Source organism: Novosphingobium sp. FW305-C-30-35 (assembly GCF_058783135.1).
Window position 1 is genome coordinate 2,101,961 of record NZ_JBYSYJ010000001.1, and the last position, 16,957, is coordinate 2,118,917.

The window sequence follows — 16,957 nt, forward strand, 5'->3', positions numbered from 1 at the left end:
GGTTCAGCTTTCCAGCATCCTTGCCGTGGCGAGCGAGCAATCCAGCCGCCAGTGCAACCCGGTCGGCGCGTAATCGATGGTCACTTCGGCATCGAGGCTTCGGGCCGGGATATGCCGCATCAGCGTGGTACCGAACCCGTGATGCGTCGGCACGCACATCAGGGGCACGCCGCTCTCACGCCAGTCGATGACGAAGCGATCTGCGGTTTCCTCCCAGCACAGCACGACTTTGCCTGCCGGCGCGGCCAGGGCGCCGTACTTGAGCGCATTGGTGGCAAGCTCGTGCAACGCCATGCCGATGATCTCGGCGCTGCGGGGGCTGAGGGGAATCGAGGCTCCACGCAATTCGATCTGCGCCCGCGCCTCGCGCCCCAGTATCGCCAACTGGGCCTCGGCCAGCTCATCCATGAGGATGGTCGACCAGCCGCGTCGGACCAGCAAGTCCTGATTGGCCGAGAGGCTGGCGAGGCGGCGTTCGAAGCGGTGCAGGAAATCCGGGTCCTTGCAGCCCGAACGGCGGGCAAGGGCCTGAACGACGGCAAGCAGGTTCTTCGAGCGGTGGTTCACCTCCATCAGGAGAACGCGAATCTGCTCTTCCTTCTCGAGCATGTCGGTCACATCGGTATTGGTGCCGAACCAGTAGAGGATCGCGCCCGAAGCGTCGCGAATGGGTAGCGCGCGCGACAGGAACCAGCGGTATTCCCCGTCGCCCGATCGCAAAGGGAAGGTGTCCTCCCACTCCACCCCGGATTCTATGCTGGTCTTGAAGTGTGCAAGGACCCTTTCGAGGTGGTCCGGGTGATGGACCTGATCCCAGCCCCAGCCGTCGCAATCGCCTTCTGCAAGGCCGGTGTAGTCATACCAGCGCTTGTTGTACCAACCTATCCAACCGGACCGGTCGGCAACCCATGCCAGTTGGGTGATGTTGTCGGCCAGCATGCGGAAGCGCATCTCGCTTTCGCGCAAGGCGCGCTGGCCTTCCTCGCGAGCGGTGATGTCGCGGGCGATCTTGCTTGCGCCGACGATCTTTCCTGCCTGGTCGTAGATCGGTGAGACCGTGAGCGAGACGGAGATGAGGGCTCCGTCCTGGCGCTGGCGGACGGTGTCGAAGCTCTTCACCCGCTCCCCACGCGCTATGCGAGCAAGGATATCGTCTTCTTCGGCCTGCCGATCTTCCGGGATCAGGCGCCGGATCGACTGGCCGATCATGTCCGCTTCCGCAAATCCGAAGATGCGCGTGGCCGCCGGGTTCCAGCTCAGGACTGTCCCTTGCAGGTCCTTGCTGATGATCGCATCATCGGAAGACTGGATTATGGCAGATAGATGGGCCTCGGCCAGCAAAGCAGCTTGCTCCGTTGCGACCCCACCCGGCTGCCTATTTACGGCAAGGGTGGCGCGATGCAACCGAATTGGCGCAATTTCAGGCAGATGGTTTCACAAACCCGCGGCCCGCAGGGCCTGGTCGAGATCCTCGATCAGGTCATCGGGGTCCTCAAGGCCGACATTGAGGCGCAGCATGCCTTCGCCCACGCCCATGTCGGCGCGGGTTTCCGGGCCGACGCCGTAATGCGTGGTCGAGGCCGGATGGCACATCAGCGAGCGCGAATCGCCGATGTTGTTCGAGATGTCGATCAATTGCAGCGCATCTAGAACGGCGTGGGCCTGCTTCAGCCCACCATCGAGGTGGAACGAGAAGATGGTGCCGCCCGCCTTCATCTGCTTTTTCGCCAGTTCGTACTGCGGATGGCTGGGCAGGAACGGATAGAGCAGACGGGGCACGCGGGCTTCGACAAAGCTCGCCACCTTGAGCGCGTTCTCGCTCTGGCGGTGGATGCGCAGGTCAAGCGTTTCGAGGCCCTTGTGGACGACCCAGGCGTTGAACGCGGCGATGTTCGGACCGGTGTTGCGCTGGAACGGCAGCAGGACGTTGTTGATCCACTCCGCCGAACCGCACACCGCGCCAGCCATGACGCGGCCCTGGCCATCCATCATCTTCGTGGCTGAATAGGCGACGACATCCGCGCCGAAGTCCATCGGGCGCTGCAGAGCAGCGGTGGCAAAGGCGTTGTCAACCACGGTGGTGATGCCGTGGCGTTTGGCGAGCGCGCAGACGAATTCGAGATCGACAATGTCCATCGTCGGGTTCGCCGGGCTTTCGAAGAAGAACACCTTGGTATTCGGCCTGATTGCGGCTTCCCACGCAGCGTTGTCCGAAGCGTCGATCGTGGTGCCGGTAATGCCGAAGCGCGGCAGCAGGTTGTCGACCAGCCAGCGGCACGAACCGAATGCGGCCTTGGCGGCGACGATGTGGTCCCCGGCCGAAAGCTGGCAGAGCAGGGCGGTGGTCATCGCCGCCATGCCGGTGGCCTGCGTGCGGCACGCCTCGGCTCCTTCCATCAGGGCGATGCGCTCTTCCAGCATCTGCACCGTGGGGTTCTGCAGGCGCGAATAGGTCATGCCTTCCGCCTCGCCGGCGAAGCGTGCGGCAACCGTTGCGGCATCGTCGTAGGTAAAGCCGGAGGTGAGGAACAGCGCTTCGGACGTTTCGCCCATTTCCGAACGCCACGTGCCTCCGCGCACGGCTTGCGTTGCGGGACGCCACTTCTGCGTGATCGAACGGTCCTGGCCAGCAGTTCTCTTCATGCCAGCCGCCTTAGTTTTCCGGACGGCTGCGCGCAAGCGGCGGGATTGCGAAGCGGCCCTGCGCGCCCTATCGGTCAGGACGCATGACGCAACAGTTCCAGACCGCAGCCCCGCGCGAGAAAGACCCTGCATTCTGGTGCGCGGTCATCGCGTCCGCGTTCTTCCTCCTCGTGCTGCACCGGCTCGGCATTCCGTCAAAGCCGATGTTCGACGAGGTGCATTACCTGCCCGCGGCAAGGCGGCTGATCGACCTGACGTCGCGGCTGAACCCTGAGCATCCCCTGCTGGCCAAGCAGCTGATCGCCTGGTCGATGCAGCTGATCGGCGATACCCCGTTCGGCTGGCGCTTCCCCTCGGCCGTGCTTGGCGGGCTCGGGCTTTGGGCAATGATGCGGGCGCTGTGGTGGGCGAGCTTTTCCCGTTCGGCCACGGTCTTGTTCGGCCTGCTGCTGGCAACGGACTTCATCTGGTTCATGATGTCGCGGATTGCCCTGCTCGACATGGCGATGGCCGGGTTCATGGCGCTGGCCATGTGGCAATGGGCGCTCGCCTGGCGCAATCCTTCCGGCAGGGCCTTGCTGGCGCGGTCTCACCTGCTGCTGGCGGGCGTATTCATGGGGCTTTCGCTGGGCGCAAAGTGGAATGGCGCGCTTCTGCTGCCGCTGCCGGGACTGGTCTTTGCACTGAACCGCTGGGAGGCGCTGAAGGGCAGGAGGAGTGGCCTTCTGTGGGCCTCGCGCGAGGCCGGACCGGTGCCAGGTGTCTCGCTGGTCGAGGCGGCGTTATGGCTGGGGGTGGTCCCGGTGGTGGTCTATCTTGCCACCTTCCTGCCCGCCTTCTTCTATGAAAAGCAGCCGATGACCGTAGGCGGGCTGTGGCATTGGCAGCAATACATGCTGGAACTGCAGGACAGCGTGAAGAAGCCGCACACCTACATGAGCGTGTGGTGGCAGTGGGTGGCCAACATCCGGGCGATCTGGTTCCTTTATGAAGAGGTCGATGGTGCGCAGCGTGGTGTGCTGATGATCGGCAATCCGTTCACGATGCTCGCCGGGCTGCCCGCGCTGCTGTTCTGTGCGTGGGACGGGTTCAAAGGCATGAAGGGTGGGGCAAAGCGGCTCCACCTGCTGGTCTTCGCCGCCTATGTCCTGCTCGTCGGCTTCTGGGCGATCAACGGCAAGCCGGTGCAGTTCTACTACCATTACATGCTGGCCAGCTGCTTCCTGCTGGCCGCCCTTGCGCTGGTCCTGGGCGAGTGGTGGGATCTGGGCCTGCGCTGGCCGACCAAGGTGACGCTGGTGCTGTCGTTCGGGCTGTTTATCGGCTTCTACCCGATCCTTTCGGCAGGCGAACTGCCGCGCAAGGATTCCTACCGGGACTACACCTGGCTCAATAGCTGGAAATAGCGCGCAGCCGTAACCAGACTGCGGTGGTCAGAGCGCCAAGCCCGGCAAGCGCCATGTCCTTCTGCGGGTCCCACACATCGCCCTGCTGCCCGTTATACGCATCTGCATCCGGCCCGGCCATGACCACGGTAAGCTGCCACTCGAAGATTTCGTAAAGCGCGCTGCCTGCCAGCACGAACTCCACCGCGATGTAGGTGGCCAGCGCAGGCGAAAGCCCGCGATGGCGCGCAAGCCAGCAGGCGATGGGCCAGGCCCACAAGGCGCCGAAGCTGAAATGAACGAGCCGGTCCCATGAATTGCGACCCAAGCCGAAAGCATGGTCGATCGAGGGCAGGCCAAGTGCGCCCAGCCACTGCTCGTAGGGCACGTACGAGTAGATGTAGCGCCCGCCGATGGTGTGCAGCGCCATGAATGCCGCGATGCACATGATCGCGCTGGTCGGCATGGGCCAACGACGCAGCGCGAGCCAGAGCATGGCAACGATGAACAGCGTCGGCAGGTTCTGGAGCGGCGCGAGTGCCGGGTAAGGCGTATCGATCAGGCTGAACAGAGCCCCTGCGCCGGTCAACCCGAGCAGAAGCGCTTGCGGTCCCGGAAGCCCCGCGACCGCGCGCAAATCAGTACTTGCCCCAGACGAAGCGCGAGGACAGCGCGAAGTTCCACACCGAGCCGAGCACGATGCCGACGGTCACCGCGACCACGCTGTGGAAGCCGATGGTCTTGAGCACGGCAGCCGAACCGACGTTGGTCAGCAGGCCCAGTGAACAAGTCAGGCCGAACTGCGCCCACCCGCGCAGCAGCGGGCCGAAGCCGCGCAGGCGCTTGTCGGAATAGGTCAGCTCGTTGTTGAGCACGAAGTTGAAGGTCATGGCGATGATCGCCGCCAGCGTGTTGGCGGTGTTGAAGGTCGCGCTTTCCGACCAGTTGCCATAGACGAAGCGTTCGCCGGCAATGACCTTGAGCAGCACCCACAGCGCGCCCAGTTGCACCGCGACACCCATGGCGCCTACGGTGCCGAACAGCGCGAAGCGTGTCGGGATGATGCGGCCGAGCCACTTGTCGTACAGGCCTACGAGGAATTCGAACACTACGGTCTGGTCCAGCTTGCTCTCGCCCTCGATGCGGGCGACGAAGTTGAGAGGGAATTCCTTGACCTTGAGCGGGCGGTCGACCGTCGCAAGGATATCGAGCAGGATCTTGAAGCCGACGCCGGACAGACGGTGCGCGTCCGCGCGCAGCGTTTCGGTGCGAAGCATGAAATAGCCGCTCATCGGGTCCGACAGTTCGACGCCGGTCACCTTGTTGGCGATGCGGTTGGCCAGGCCCGACGCCTTGACGCGGTCGGGACGGCCCCATTCCTCGGTACTCGCACCTTCCGCAAAGCGCGAGGCATAAGCGAGGTCATACTCGCCGCTTTCGACCGCAGCGAGCATCTTGGGCAGCAGTTCGGGATCATGCTGCTGGTCAGCGTCCATCACCGCGACGATCGGGGCAGCCGTGGCGCACATGCCCTCGATCGCAGCCGAGGCAAGGCCGCGGCGACCGATCCGCTCGATCACGCGGACGCGCGGATCGGTAAGCGAAATGCGGCGCGCCTCGTCGGCGGTGCCATCGGGGCTGTTGTCGTCAACGAAGATCGCTTCCCACGCCACGCCCTGCAGCGCAGCGTCGAGACGCGCGACCATCGGCGCGATGTTCGCGCGTTCACGATAGGTCGGAAGGATAACGGCTAGCTGGAGCATCGGACGGGGCCTTTAGAGCCTTGCGAGCACCGCGTCACCTACTTCCGTCGTCCCGGCGCTACCGCCAAGATCGCGACCCAGCACGCCATCGGCCAGAGTCCTGGCCACGGAGGCCTCCACCCGGTCTGCCGCTTCTGCCAGCCCCAGCGAGTGGCGCAGCAGCAGCGCCGCCGAAAGGATCGTTGCCATCGGATTGGCAAGACCCTGGCCAGCGATGTCGGGGGCCGAACCGTGGATCGGCTCGTAAAGGCCGAAGGTGCCGTGCGCGGTCTGGCGCTCGCCGAGCGAAGCCGAGGCAAGCAGGCCGATCGAGCCTACGCACATCGAGGCTTGGTCCGAGAGAATGTCGCCGAACAGGTTGCCGGTCAGCACGACGTCGAACTTGCCCGGCGCGCGGACGAGCTGCATAGCGGCGTTGTCTACATACATGTGCTCGAGCGTGACCTCGGGATATTCCCTGGCCACCTCGATCACCACGTCGCGCCACAGTTGGCTGGTTTCGAGCACGTTGGCCTTGTCGACCGAGCACAGGCGCTTGGCGCGGCCCATCGCGGTGCGGAAGCCGACATGGGCGATCCGGCGCACTTCGGATTCGTTGTACGACATGACGTCGTAGCCCTCGCGGTCACCGTTGGCGGCAGTGCGGAAGCCCTTTTCGCCGAAATAGACGTCGCCATTCAGCTCACGCACGATGACCATGTCGATCGCACCGGCCACCTCGGGGCGCAGGGCGGAATGTCCTTCGAGGCCGGCAAAGACCTTGGCCGGACGCAGGTTGGCGAACAGCGTCAGTTCCTTGCGCAGGCCAAGGATCGCCTGTTCCGGGCGCAGGTGGCGTTCGAGCGAATCGCAATCGGGATCGCCTACCGCACCGAACAGGATGCCATCGGAAAGGCGCGCGATCTCCAGAGTCTCCGCCGGAAGGGGGTGGCCATAGGCCTTGTAGGCCGCGCCGCCGACCGGGGCTTCCTTCATCTCGATGTCGGGCAGGCCGAGCGCTTCGATCACGCGGACCGCTTCACGCGTCGCCTCGGGACCGATGCCATCACCGGGCAGAACCGCAATCTTCATGAAATACCCCTTCGTCCCTGCACTCGCTCGCCGCTTATGCGTCGAAGCCAATCCTTCTCAGGCGGCCGAGCAGAATCGCGCGCGCCCCCATAACATCGCGCGTGCGATCGGCAAGCAGGCGGTTGGCGATGGCCTTGCCCTGACGCTCCAGACGGGCCAGCAGATCGGGCCATTGCTCGTCTGGCGGAGGGGCTGGGGCCGTGCCATATCCGACCTCGCGCAGCAGCAGTACTTCGTAGCCAGCCAGGACCCGTGCCCATCCTCGGGCCGAGGGCGCATGGCAGATCGCATCGAGCAAGGCGACGAGCGACTCGTAGAGCACCGGGTAAGGGTGGCCTTCGGGCAAGGTCGCTGCCGTCAGCGCGCAGGCCCAGCCGATCCCCGCGCTGGGCAGTGGTTCTGACAGCCACGGCCCCCGACTTGCCACGAGCTCGACGCGGGCAGATGGCAGTTGCGAAGCCGTGCGTGAGCGCACTTCAACCTCGATCAGGTTCCCCGGGATCAGCACGGGCCGCAGTTCGCGCCCCCGCGCCCCGGCGACATAGGCGGCGGCAAGGCCGTGGTCGGCGGTCAGCACGCGGATGATCGCGCCGTGTTCGCCGTTGGGCAGGACCGAGCAGAGAATGGCAGGGGCGCGGATCAGCATTGCATCATCCTCTGCGCCTGCCACCCTTTTTGGGCAATGCCTTCATGGGCAGGCGGCACAAAGTTGCACATCGGCGTTGGAACATCTGGCGGTTTGCGATAGTTTGATGGGCATGAAGCAGCTCTTCCAGCATGCCGCCATCACCGAAGGCGTCACGGTGCGAGTCGCCGTGAACTTCCTCCCCGAACAGTCGCGGGTGGAAGCAGGCAAATGGTTCTGGGTCTATCATATCCGTCTCGAGAACGACGGCGACCAGCCGGTGCAACTGCTGTCGCGCCATTGGCGGATCACCGACGGGCGGGGCATGATCAACTTCGTCGATGGCGATGGCGTCGTCGGCGAACAGCCCGTCCTGCAGCCGGGGCAGAGCCACGACTACGTCTCCGGCTGCCCGCTTGGCACCCACCATGGCAGCATGGAGGGCCATTACACGATGCAGCGTGCCGATGGCTCGTTGTTCGATGTGGCGATTCCGTTCTTTCCTCTGGCGGCACCGGCTCCGGCGAACTAAATCCGGTTCGCAATGAAGCGGACCCATCTCCCTCTCAATGGCCTGCGCGTGCTTGACGCTGCGGCCCGGCACCTCTCGTTCACGCGCGCCGCCGACGAACTGGCGGTGACGCCGGCGGCGGTCGGGCAGCAGATCCGCGCGCTGGAAGACCTGCTCGGTGTCGTGCTGTTCCGCCGCACTTCGAAGGGCCTTGAACTCACCGACGAGGCGATTGCCGGTCTCGATGCGATCCGCGAAGGCTTCCTGCGCTTTGAAGAAGGCGTGCAGGCGATGCAGGCCGGGCAATCGAGCCATGTCTACACGATCGCCTGCCCGCGCGACTTCTTCGCCGCGTGGCTGTCACCCCGCCTTGCGGCGTTTCGCGCCGGCAATCCGCAGATGCGCTTCTCGCTCGTGGGAGGCGATGCCGATATCGACTTCACCGAAGCCAATCTCGACCTTGCGGTGCGTTGGGCCGAGGGGCCGGGCGAACTGGAAGGCATCGCATTGGGCCAGCCGCTGATGGTGACGGTGGCCGCGCCCGATGCCGCGCCCGATTGCCCGTGGATCGGCTGGCCCGGCGATCCTGCACCGGGCGGCGGCGATGTCGGCTTCTCGGTCGGCGACGCCGGAACCGCGATCAGCGCAGCAAGCGCCGGGCTGGGCCGGGCGCACGTGCCCTATCAACTGGTCGACAATGCGATCGGCATGGGCCGCGTGGTCGTGCAGGGCGAACCCGTGACATCACGCAAGGGTTACTGGCTCGTCGCACCCCTGCCGCAGTGGCGGCAAAAGAAGGTCAAGGAGCTGGTCGCGGCGCTTTCCGCGTAAAGCTAAGGCGATGATTTGCCACGCCAGATAGACCCGATTCGGAATTGACCCTTACGCGCTGTTAACTGCCTTGGTGCTATCCGCGCAGCCATGTTTACCGGGTTGCGCAGTCTTGTCGCTCGCGGACGGCGCTTCGGCCGTCCGCTGCGTAATGCGCGTCCTTTCTCTTCAAGCTGGCAGCAGCGCGAGGGCGACAACTTCACGCTCGCCTATGCGCGAAGCCTGTCGCATCGCCTGCCTCTTCTCTATCTCGTCGTCGTCTTCGACATGCTGCTTGTGGCATTCCGGTTTCGCCATATCGCGCCCGTCTGGCTGATCGCGCCGGGGCCGATATTCCTCGGCGGCTTTGCGCTGTGGCGGGCATATTACTGGCGACCGGCAGCGGTCGAGCGGCGTGCAACGGCGGTTCTCCGGCGTGATCTCGCCTCGATGAGCTGGCTGGGAGCATTCGCCAGTTTCCTGTTCGCCCTGTGGGGCATGGCGCTCTACGTCCATGGTGATTGGGAAGCGCAATCCTTCATCCACTATATCTTTGCCGTTACGCTGTTTTCCGGGATTCTCGGCCTCGGCCATTCGCCCATGACGGCATTGCGCATCGCGATTGCGACAACGATCCCGACCACTGGCCAGATCCTCTTCAGCGGGCATCCGAATGCGGTGATGGTCGTGCTGGTGCAAGTGGTGGTGACGACCTTGCTGCTGCTGATCACCAACGGCCACCACCGCGATTTCGTGCGGCTTGAACTGTCGCGTCAGCAATTGACCCGGCGAGAGCGCGAAGCGGCGCGGCTGGCGCAGGAGAACCTGCTCCAGGCAACCATCGATCCGCTGACCGGGGGTCTCAACCGTCGCGCCATCCTCGATCGGCTGGCCGAGGATATCGAACGCAGCGGCAGGGGCGTGCAACGGGCATGGCTTGCCTTGATCGACCTCGACGGGTTCAAGCACATCAACGATACCTATGGCCACGCGGCAGGCGATGCCGTGCTCCAGGCCGTGGCGAATCGGCTTGGCGGAATGGAGCGTGTGCGCTGCTTCGGTCGGCTTGGAGGCGATGAATTCGCCGTGGTGCTCGACCCCTCGCTTGATCACGCAGCCGCCTTTGCGATCGGTACGGCGCTTTCAGATTCACTGCGCGCCCCGGTGCTGCACGGCGGTGCAGTGCTGCGCTTTTCCGGCTCCATTGGCGTCCATCGCATGGACGGGCGCAGCGTCAGCGATTGCCTCGAACGGGCCGACGCCGCGCTCTACAAGGCCAAGGAGCTTTCCGATGGCGCCGTCGTCGTCTTCAGCCCGGACGACGAGGCCGAGCTGCAGGATCGCGCTGCAATCACCCGCCTGTTCAACGAAAGCAATCTCGCCGACCGGCTCAAGCTCGTCTACCAGCCAATCCTCGATGCCGAGAGCGGCGGCGTGATCGGCCTCGAAGCGTTTGTGCGCTGGAGCCCCGATGGCGAACGCTGGCTGGCACCGGGGCAATTCATGTCGCTTGCCGAAGCGACGGGGCGGACCGGCGAACTGACCCGCACGGTCATGGCGCGCGCCCTGGCCGAATGCCCGGCGTGGAAGTACGGACGTTGGCTGGCGATCAACCTCAGCCCCCGCGACGTGATGCGGACTGGCACGGCCGAAGCTCTAGCGCGCCTGGTGGAAGACCATGGGGCGCCGCCGCATTCGATCATCCTGGAGGTTACCGAACGGGCCCTGCTCGAAGATCCCAAGCGCGCCGAAGCACAATTGCTGGCATTCCGCGCGCGCGGTTTCCGCATCGCGCTGGACGATTTTGGCGCGGGCTGGTCAAGTCTCAATCAGGTGCACAGCCTGCCGCTCGACATGATCAAGATCGATCAGGAACTGTCCCGCGCCCTCGCCACCGACCCGGGTGCGCGTTCCCTCGTCGGTACGATCGTTTCACTTGCCTGGCAGCTTGGCATCGACTGCACGATCGAGGGCGTCGAGGACGAAGCGCAGGCCAGCACGGCCCGCGCTCTGGGCATCCGGCTCATGCAGGGGTATCATCTGGGGCGGCCGCAACCCGCAGCAGAAGCCTTGGCGCTGATCTCGGATAATGCCTTGAGCCTGCGCGCCTGAGAGTTCTTTGATCCGAAACTGGCGTTTCGAATCTTGCGGCACCGGCCCGCTCCCCCGCCCGGCCACCCATTCAGGATACTTGCGTGGGTGGCCGGGCGGGGGAGCGGGCCGGTGCCGCACGAACCTCGCCGGTGGCGAGGTTCAGATCAATGCTCCAGCACGATCGGGCGCGGCGTGCCCGGCGGGTGCAGGCGGCGGAACAGTTTCCCCTTTTCGCTGAACAGCACCAGCAGCAGGCTGAGCACGCCTGCTGACAGCAGCGCGAGCGCCAGCGGATGCGCCGTGCCGTCGTAGGCCTGGCCGACGAAGATCCCGATGACCGAGCCGATCACCATGCGCAGGAAGGCGTGCATCGAATTGGCGCTCCCTGCCGTGCGTTCGAACGGCTGCAGCGCGATCGAGCCGAAGTTCGCGCCGATGAAGCCGATCAGGATCATGTTCGTGATCATCAGCGGCATGAACTGCCACAGCGTCTGCCCTTCCAGACTCGAGGAGAAGGTCTGCAGCGCGCTGACGAGGATGAACGCGATTACCGCCGTGTGCGAGACGCGGCGCGCGCCGAAGCGCTCGACGATGCGCGAGTTGGAGAAGCTGGCGCAGGCCATCATCAGCGCCGAAAAGCCGAACAGCACGGGGAACATCTTGCCCGCGCCGAAGTGTTCGCCGACGAGCTGCTGCGAGGAGTTCACATAGCCGATCATCGCCCCGAAAGTGAGCGAACCGCCCAGCACGTAGCCGATGGCCGAGCGGTTGGTGGCAGCGTGCCCCATGTTCTTCGCGATCGTCATCGGGCGGATCGCCTGGCGATATTCGGGGTGCAGCGTCTCAGGCAGGCGGATATACAGCCATGCCGCCATGCCCGTGGCCAGAACGGCCAGCAGCACGAAGATCCAGCGCCACCCGGCAAACAGCAGCACGACCTGCCCAATGCTCGGCGCAAGCATCGGCACGACCATGAAGATCACCGAGATGATCGACATCTGCTTGGCCATCTGATCGCCCGAGAAGCGATCGCGGATGATGGCACCGGGCAGAACGGCAAGCCCGCCGCAGCCGATCGCTTGCCCCACGCGCATCGCCAGCATGCCGTCGAACGAAGTGACGAGCGCGCAGGCCAGCGAAAACAGGATGTAGATCGCCATGCAGGTCAGCAGGACCGGGCGGCGGCCATAGCGATCCGCCAGCGAACCCGGGAGCAGTGAGGCAAAGCCCGAGGCGAGCAGGAACGTGCCGACCACCAGCTGGCGGCGGTTGGGATCGGCAACGCCAAGATCCGTCGCAATGTCGCCAAGCGCGGGCAGCATGGCATCGACGGCGAGCGCCTGCATCGCCATGACGAGCGCCATCATCGCGATGGTCTCGCGCTCGCCCATCGTGCGCGGCGCGCGCAGGGTGTTGGAATCGTTAGCGGGCATAATCACCCTTTGAACGAGAATGGCTTCAAATCCCATCCCCCAAAACCGGGTTTATGTTGCAATGCGAAACGGAGTATCGTGGGCACATGGAATTTGCGCGAGACCAGGACGAGCCTGACCGTCAGGCGATTGCCTTGCGCAAGATCATCCATGTCGACATGGACGCCTTCTTCGCCAGCGTCGAGCAGCGCGACGATCCCTCGATTAGGGGCCTGCCCGTGGCGGTCGGCGGATCGTCCGGGCGCGGCGTGGTGGCAGCGGCAAGCTACGAGGCGCGCAAGTTCGGGGTGCGTTCGGCCATGCCCTCGGCCCGTGCGGTGCAATTGTGCCCGGACCTGATCTTCAGGAAACCGCGCTTCGATGTCTACAAGGCAGTGTCGCAGCAGATCCGCAGCGTTTTCCTGCACTTCACGCCGCACGTCGAGCCGCTCTCGCTGGATGAGGCCTACCTCGACGTGACCGATGATGTGCGCGGGATCGGTTCGGCCACGCGTATCGCCGAGCTGATCCGCCAGCGCATCAGGGCCGAGACCGGCCTTACGGCAAGCGCCGGGGTGTCCTACAACAAGTTCCTCGCCAAGCTCGCCAGCGACCAGAACAAGCCGGATGGCCTCTGCGTGATCCGTCCGGGCGAAGGGGCGCAGTTCGTCGGCTCGCTTCCGGTGCGGCGCTTCCATGGCATCGGGCCGCGCGGCGCTGAGAAGATGGCCAGGCTGGGCATAGAGACCGGCGCTGACTTGAGGGCCAAGGACCTGGCTTTCCTGCGCGCCAACTTCGGGAGTTCGGCAGACTATCTCTATCGCGCGGCACGGGGGATCGACCTCAGGCAGGTCAAGGCAGACCGGCCGCGCAAGTCGGTCGGCGGCGAGCGGACGTTCGAGCGGGACATCTCCTCCGGCCCCGCGCTGCGCGAGACACTGGAGCGGATCATCGAGATCGTGTGGGAGCGGATCGCGCGCAGCGGGGCAACCGGGCGAACGATAACGCTCAAGATGAAGTTCAACGATTTCACCCCCTGCACGCGCGCCAGGTCCCTGCCGCGCCCGATCGCAGGGAAGGAGGAGTTTGCCGCACTCGCCCGCGACCTGCTCGATGCGCAATTGCCGCTGCCCAAGCCGATCCGCCTGATGGGGCTGACGCTCTCGGCGCTGGAAGGCGAAGAGGCCGAGGAAGGCGACGAGGGCGCCGCAGCGACGGTGCTTCAGGCCGAACTGCCGTTCTGATCGGCCAGCCAGCGCGCAACTATCTCTCGCACCGGGCCGCTGGTGTTTGCCGGGAGCGCCTCGGCCGCAAAGAAGCGTGCTTCCTCGATCTCGCGGCCATCGGCGGCGGGCAGGTCCCCTGTCGTCCCGACGACGAGTTCGATCGCATTGGTCCAGCCCTTGCGGTCCAGCACCACCGTGCCAAGGTGACGCGGCGCATCAAGGATGCAGCCGGTCTCCTCCAACAGTTCGCGAGAGGCTGTCACTTCAGGGCGCTCGTCACGGCCCAGCCCTCCGCCTGGCAGCATCCACGTGTCGCGCGCGTGGTAGCTGTGCCGGACGAGCAGCACTTCGCCTGCGGCATTGGCGGCGATCACGTTGCAGCCGCGGACGCGCTTGCGCGTGATGCGCCAGTACCACAGCCGCGCGGCATGGGCAGTGCGCAGCAGGGTGCGGTGGAGCGGGCCGGGAAGGAAGTGCAGCACCAGCCCATTGTGAGGCTGGTGCTGCCGGTTGTCACCCCGGTTACGCCGCCTTCCAGCGCAGCGGCAGCGCCTTGAACCCGCCGACGAAGGTTGAATTCACGCGGCGCGGGCTTCCCGCCAGTTCGAGGCTCTCCACCCGGTCGAGCAGCACATCGAGCAGGATGCGCATTTCCAGGCGGGCGAGGTGCAGGCCGAGGCACTGGTGCGAGCCAGCGCCGAAGGCGGCGTGTCTGTTCGCTGGCCTTGTGGCGTCGAACTTGCGCGGTTCCGGGAACTGGGCGGGGTCGTGATTGGCCGCGACGTAGTTCAGCATCAGCCAGTCACCTTCGGCGATCTGCTGGCCACCAAGCTCGGTGTCGCGTGCGGCGGTGCGCATGAAGTGCTGAACCGGTGTGGTCCAGCGGATCGCTTCCTCGACGATGCCGGGCAAAAGGGTGCGGTCGGCCTTGGCGCGGTCAAACAGGTCAGGATCGCGGGCAAGGGCAAGCACGGCCCCTGCCGAGGAGGCCGAGGTGGTGTCGTGCCCGGCGCTGGCGACGATGATGTAATAGCCTGCCGTATCGCGATCGCTCATCGGTTCGCCATCGATCACGGCATTGGCGATCACCGTGGCGACGTCCTCGCCGGGGTTCTGGCGGCGCTCGGCAGCAAGTCCGGCAAAGTAGCGCTCGAACTCTGCCACTGCGCCGGCGACGATCTGCGAAATCTGTTCGGGCGGCAGGTCCTTGATGCCGGACTTGTTCATGTCCTCGTCCTGCCCGCCGAACATCTGCTGGGTCAGGAACAGCATCTTCGGCTCGTCCTCGGGCGGCACGCCGAGGATCTGCATGACGACGTGGAGCGGATAGGGCGCAGCGACCAGCGGGATGAAATCGCCTTCCTCGCCCGCCGCCAGCATCCGGTCGATCGATTCGTTGGCGATCTTGCGGATCTCGCCATCGAGCTTCGACAGGTTCTTGGGCATGAACCAGTCCTGCGTCAGGCGGCGCAGCTTCGGGTGCTTGGGCGCGTCCATGGCGACGAGCGAATCCACCAGATGCGGGCTCCCGCCGGTGATCGAGCGGGCCAGCATGTCTCCGACGCGCAGGGTGAAGACGGCCGACTTGGGCCGGTTGAGGAAAGTCGCATTGTCCTTGCTGACCTTCATCACTTCGTCGAAGCCCGAAACCAGCCAGAACGGCTCGTGCTCGTCTTGCGGCGCGACGACCCGGGCCACGGGCGCCTTGGCGCGAAGGGCATCGAACTGGTCGAGCAACGGGTCCCAGGTGCCATAGGACTTGGGGTCGATGACGGCGCGGCCCACCTCAGCCGGAACCACTGGAACGCTTGACATTGTCCTGTCCTCCCTCAGACCGTGGCCGCTTGCGCGGCTTCGTAGGCCTGCTTGTATTCGTCGCGGAGCAGGCGCTTGAACAGCTTGCCGGTGGGTTCGCGGGGCAGCTCCTCGCGGAAGTCGATCTGGCGCGGCATCTTCACGCGCGAAAGCTGCGGGTTCAGCCACTCGGTCAGCTCGGCTGCAAGTGCCGGACCAGCCTCGGCCATGTCGCGCGGCTGGACGACCGCAACGACTTTCTCGCCCATGTCGGGATCGGGCGCGCCGATCACGGCGACGTCGGCCACCTTGGGATGAGTGACAAGCAGGTTCTCGATCTCCTGCGGGTAGATGTTCACTCCACCCGAAATGATCATGAAGCTCTTGCGGTCGGTCAGGAAGAGGTAGCCGTCCTCGTCGACCCAGCCCACATCGCCAAGGCTGGTCCAGCCGTGCTTGTTGGTGGCGTCGCGCGTCTTGTCGGGGTCGTTGTGGTAGGTAAAGGCATTGCCGCCTTCGAAGAACACCTGGCCTTCGGTGCGCGGCGGAACCTCGTCGCCCTCCTCGTTGCAGATGCGGATCGTGCCAAGAATCGCGCGACCGACCGAGCCGGGACGCTGCAGCCAGTCCTCGCTGGCGATGAAGGTGAAGCCGTTGCCTTCGGTGCCGGCGTAGTATTCGCGCAAGGCCGGCCCCCACCACGCGATCATCGCCTGCTTTACCGGCACCGGGCAGGGCGCAGCGGCATGGATCGCGCACTTGAGGCTGGAGATATCGTACTTCGTGCGGACGTCATCGGGCAGCTTGAGCATGCGCACGAAGTGCGTCGGCACCCACTGGCTGTCGGTGACCTTGTACTTCTCGATCAGTTCGAGGGCATGCTCGGGATCGAACTTCTCCATCGCGACCACGGTGCCGCCCATGCGGTGAATGGTCATCGACCAGCGCAATGGCGCGGCGTGGTAGAGCGGAGCGGGCGAGAGATAGACCGCATCGCCGGTGATGCCGAAGGCCTGGTTCGCAATGCCGATCAGCGAATTGACTGCGCCGATCTCGGGGTCTTCGGGAAGCGGAATGCGCACGCCCTTGGGCTTGCCCGTGGTGCCCGAGGAATAGAGCATGTCGCAGCCGGCGCGCTCGTCCGCGATGGGCGTGGCAGGCTGCGCCGCCAGCGCGGCGTCGAGTGAAAGGGGGCCTTCGGTATCGAAGCGCAAATGCGGCACCTCAGGGGCCAGCTTTGCCACTTCGTCGAGCACCGGGGCGGTGTATGCCGAACCGATCAGCAGGCGGCTGCCACTGTCGTGCGCGATGTAGGCAATCTCGGGCGCGGCTAGGCGGCACGAGACGGCGACGTAGACGAGGCCTGCCCGCTGCGCGCCCCAGGCCAGAGCGAAGAAATCGGCCCGATTTTCAAGGCACAGTGCGATCGTATCGCCGATCTGGAGCCCGCGCGAGCGCAGCAGCTGCGCGAACTGGTTCGATTTGGCCTCGAGCTGCGCATAGGTGACCACCTCGCCGCTGCCGCCCATGATCACAGCGGCGCGATCGGGATTGCGGGCGGCATGATACTTGGGGTGGAAATGCACCGGCCTCGTCCTCTCGCAATTGGCGGACTCAGGCCGC

15 protein-coding genes are annotated in these 16,957 nt (G+C 65.2%); 5 read left to right on the forward strand and 10 right to left on the reverse strand.

The annotated features are described in order from the left end of the window. Window positions 1-3: 3 nt before the first annotated feature. Both AC3WLM_RS10405 and AC3WLM_RS10410 read right to left on the reverse strand, forming a co-directional pair. Window positions 4-1,341, reverse strand: a complete 1,338-nt coding sequence (locus tag AC3WLM_RS10405) for a PAS domain S-box protein (protein WP_492477312.1) — start codon at window positions 1,339-1,341, stop codon at window positions 4-6. Between the two features lie 93 nt (window positions 1,342-1,434). Beyond that, window positions 1,435-2,643, reverse strand: a complete 1,209-nt coding sequence (locus AC3WLM_RS10410) for a trans-sulfuration enzyme family protein (protein ID WP_492477313.1) — start codon at window positions 2,641-2,643, stop codon at window positions 1,435-1,437. 83 nt (window positions 2,644-2,726) lie between these two features. Between AC3WLM_RS10410 and AC3WLM_RS10415 the strand changes: the two genes are divergently transcribed. Further along, entirely contained in the window at window positions 2,727-4,049 is a 1,323-nt protein-coding gene (locus AC3WLM_RS10415) for a phospholipid carrier-dependent glycosyltransferase (protein WP_492477314.1), read from the forward strand. Here the strand turns inward: AC3WLM_RS10415 and AC3WLM_RS10420 are convergent. The 4 genes from AC3WLM_RS10420 to recO are packed head-to-tail and all read right to left on the reverse strand — an operon-like array spanning window position 4,033 to window position 7,508. Next, window positions 4,033-4,665: a DUF2238 domain-containing protein gene (locus AC3WLM_RS10420; RefSeq protein ID WP_062347493.1), complete on the reverse strand. Its 633-nt coding sequence runs from the start codon at window positions 4,663-4,665 to the stop codon at window positions 4,033-4,035. The two genes, AC3WLM_RS10415 and AC3WLM_RS10420, sit on opposite strands and share 17 nt — an antisense overlap. 1 nt (window position 4,666) lies before the next feature. Beyond that, window positions 4,667-5,791 carry a glycosyltransferase gene (locus tag AC3WLM_RS10425; protein ID WP_492477315.1) on the reverse strand — a complete coding sequence of 375 codons (1,125 nt, stop codon included), beginning with the start codon at window positions 5,789-5,791 and terminating at the stop codon, window positions 4,667-4,669. A gap of 12 nt (window positions 5,792-5,803) precedes the next feature. Further along, window positions 5,804-6,862, reverse strand: coding sequence for a 3-isopropylmalate dehydrogenase (leuB, locus tag AC3WLM_RS10430; RefSeq protein WP_492477316.1), 1,059 nt, complete (start codon window positions 6,860-6,862; stop codon window positions 5,804-5,806). A gap of 34 nt (window positions 6,863-6,896) precedes the next feature. Next, entirely contained in the window at window positions 6,897-7,508 is a 612-nt protein-coding gene (recO, locus tag AC3WLM_RS10435) for a DNA repair protein RecO (protein ID WP_039336415.1), read from the reverse strand. 112 nt (window positions 7,509-7,620) lie between these two features. Here recO and apaG point away from each other — a divergent pair, with 112 nt between their 5' ends. The 3 genes from apaG to AC3WLM_RS10450 all read left to right on the forward strand — a co-directional run bounded on the left by apaG (window position 7,621) and on the right by AC3WLM_RS10450 (window position 10,920). Further along, window positions 7,621-8,019 (forward strand): Co2+/Mg2+ efflux protein ApaG, encoded by a 399-nt coding sequence (gene apaG / locus AC3WLM_RS10440; RefSeq protein ID WP_039336501.1) that lies wholly within the window; start codon window positions 7,621-7,623, stop codon window positions 8,017-8,019. Between the two features lie 12 nt (window positions 8,020-8,031). Next, window positions 8,032-8,829, forward strand: coding sequence for a LysR family transcriptional regulator (locus tag AC3WLM_RS10445; RefSeq protein ID WP_039336417.1), 798 nt, complete (start codon window positions 8,032-8,034; stop codon window positions 8,827-8,829). 90 nt (window positions 8,830-8,919) lie between these two features. Beyond that, entirely contained in the window at window positions 8,920-10,920 is a 2,001-nt protein-coding gene (locus AC3WLM_RS10450; protein WP_492477317.1) for a putative bifunctional diguanylate cyclase/phosphodiesterase, read from the forward strand. 146 nt (window positions 10,921-11,066) lie between these two features. On the opposite strand, the gene AC3WLM_RS10455 is transcribed toward AC3WLM_RS10450, so the two are convergent. After that, window positions 11,067-12,335: a multidrug effflux MFS transporter gene (locus AC3WLM_RS10455; protein WP_039336505.1), complete on the reverse strand. Its 1,269-nt coding sequence runs from the start codon at window positions 12,333-12,335 to the stop codon at window positions 11,067-11,069. 86 nt (window positions 12,336-12,421) lie between these two features. Here AC3WLM_RS10455 and dinB point away from each other — a divergent pair, with 86 nt between their 5' ends. Then, window positions 12,422-13,558: a DNA polymerase IV gene (gene dinB / locus AC3WLM_RS10460; RefSeq protein ID WP_492477318.1), complete on the forward strand. Its 1,137-nt coding sequence runs from the start codon at window positions 12,422-12,424 to the stop codon at window positions 13,556-13,558. Here dinB and AC3WLM_RS10465 read toward each other — a convergent pair. Genes AC3WLM_RS10465 through AC3WLM_RS10475 form a run of 3 tightly spaced genes read right to left on the reverse strand, consistent with a single transcriptional unit; the run spans window position 13,537 to window position 16,920 of the window. Further along, complete coding sequence (locus tag AC3WLM_RS10465) at window positions 13,537-14,022, reverse strand: NUDIX domain-containing protein (RefSeq protein ID WP_492477319.1); 486 nt, start codon at window positions 14,020-14,022, stop codon at window positions 13,537-13,539. The genes dinB and AC3WLM_RS10465 overlap by 22 nt on opposite strands. A gap of 40 nt (window positions 14,023-14,062) precedes the next feature. After that, a complete protein-coding gene (locus AC3WLM_RS10470; RefSeq protein WP_492477320.1) occupies window positions 14,063-15,355 on the reverse strand; it encodes a cytochrome P450 in 1,293 nt (430 codons plus the stop codon). 14 nt (window positions 15,356-15,369) lie between these two features. After that, window positions 15,370-16,920, reverse strand: coding sequence for an acyl-CoA synthetase (locus AC3WLM_RS10475; RefSeq protein WP_492477321.1), 1,551 nt, complete (start codon window positions 16,918-16,920; stop codon window positions 15,370-15,372). Window positions 16,921-16,957 lie beyond the last annotated feature (37 nt).

Coding starts and splice junctions, on each gene's coding strand:
- AC3WLM_RS10410 (WP_492477313.1), bottom strand. CDS start 2,643: ATGAAGAGAACTGCTGGCCAGGACCGTTCGATCACGCAGAAGTGGCGT.
- AC3WLM_RS10415 (WP_492477314.1), top strand. CDS start 2,727: ATGACGCAACAGTTCCAGACCGCAGCCCCGCGCGAGAAAGACCCTGCA.
- AC3WLM_RS10425 (WP_492477315.1), bottom strand. CDS start 5,791: ATGCTCCAGCTAGCCGTTATCCTTCCGACCTATCGTGAACGCGCGAAC.
- leuB (WP_492477316.1), bottom strand. CDS start 6,862: ATGAAGATTGCGGTTCTGCCCGGTGATGGCATCGGTCCCGAGGCGACG.
- recO (WP_039336415.1), bottom strand. CDS start 7,508: ATGCTGATCCGCGCCCCTGCCATTCTCTGCTCGGTCCTGCCCAACGGC.
- apaG (WP_039336501.1), top strand. CDS start 7,621: ATGAAGCAGCTCTTCCAGCATGCCGCCATCACCGAAGGCGTCACGGTG.
- AC3WLM_RS10445 (WP_039336417.1), top strand. CDS start 8,032: ATGAAGCGGACCCATCTCCCTCTCAATGGCCTGCGCGTGCTTGACGCT.
- AC3WLM_RS10450 (WP_492477317.1), top strand. CDS start 8,920: ATGTTTACCGGGTTGCGCAGTCTTGTCGCTCGCGGACGGCGCTTCGGC.
- AC3WLM_RS10455 (WP_039336505.1), bottom strand. CDS start 12,335: ATGCCCGCTAACGATTCCAACACCCTGCGCGCGCCGCGCACGATGGGC.
- dinB (WP_492477318.1), top strand. CDS start 12,422: ATGGAATTTGCGCGAGACCAGGACGAGCCTGACCGTCAGGCGATTGCC.
- AC3WLM_RS10470 (WP_492477320.1), bottom strand. CDS start 15,355: ATGTCAAGCGTTCCAGTGGTTCCGGCTGAGGTGGGCCGCGCCGTCATC.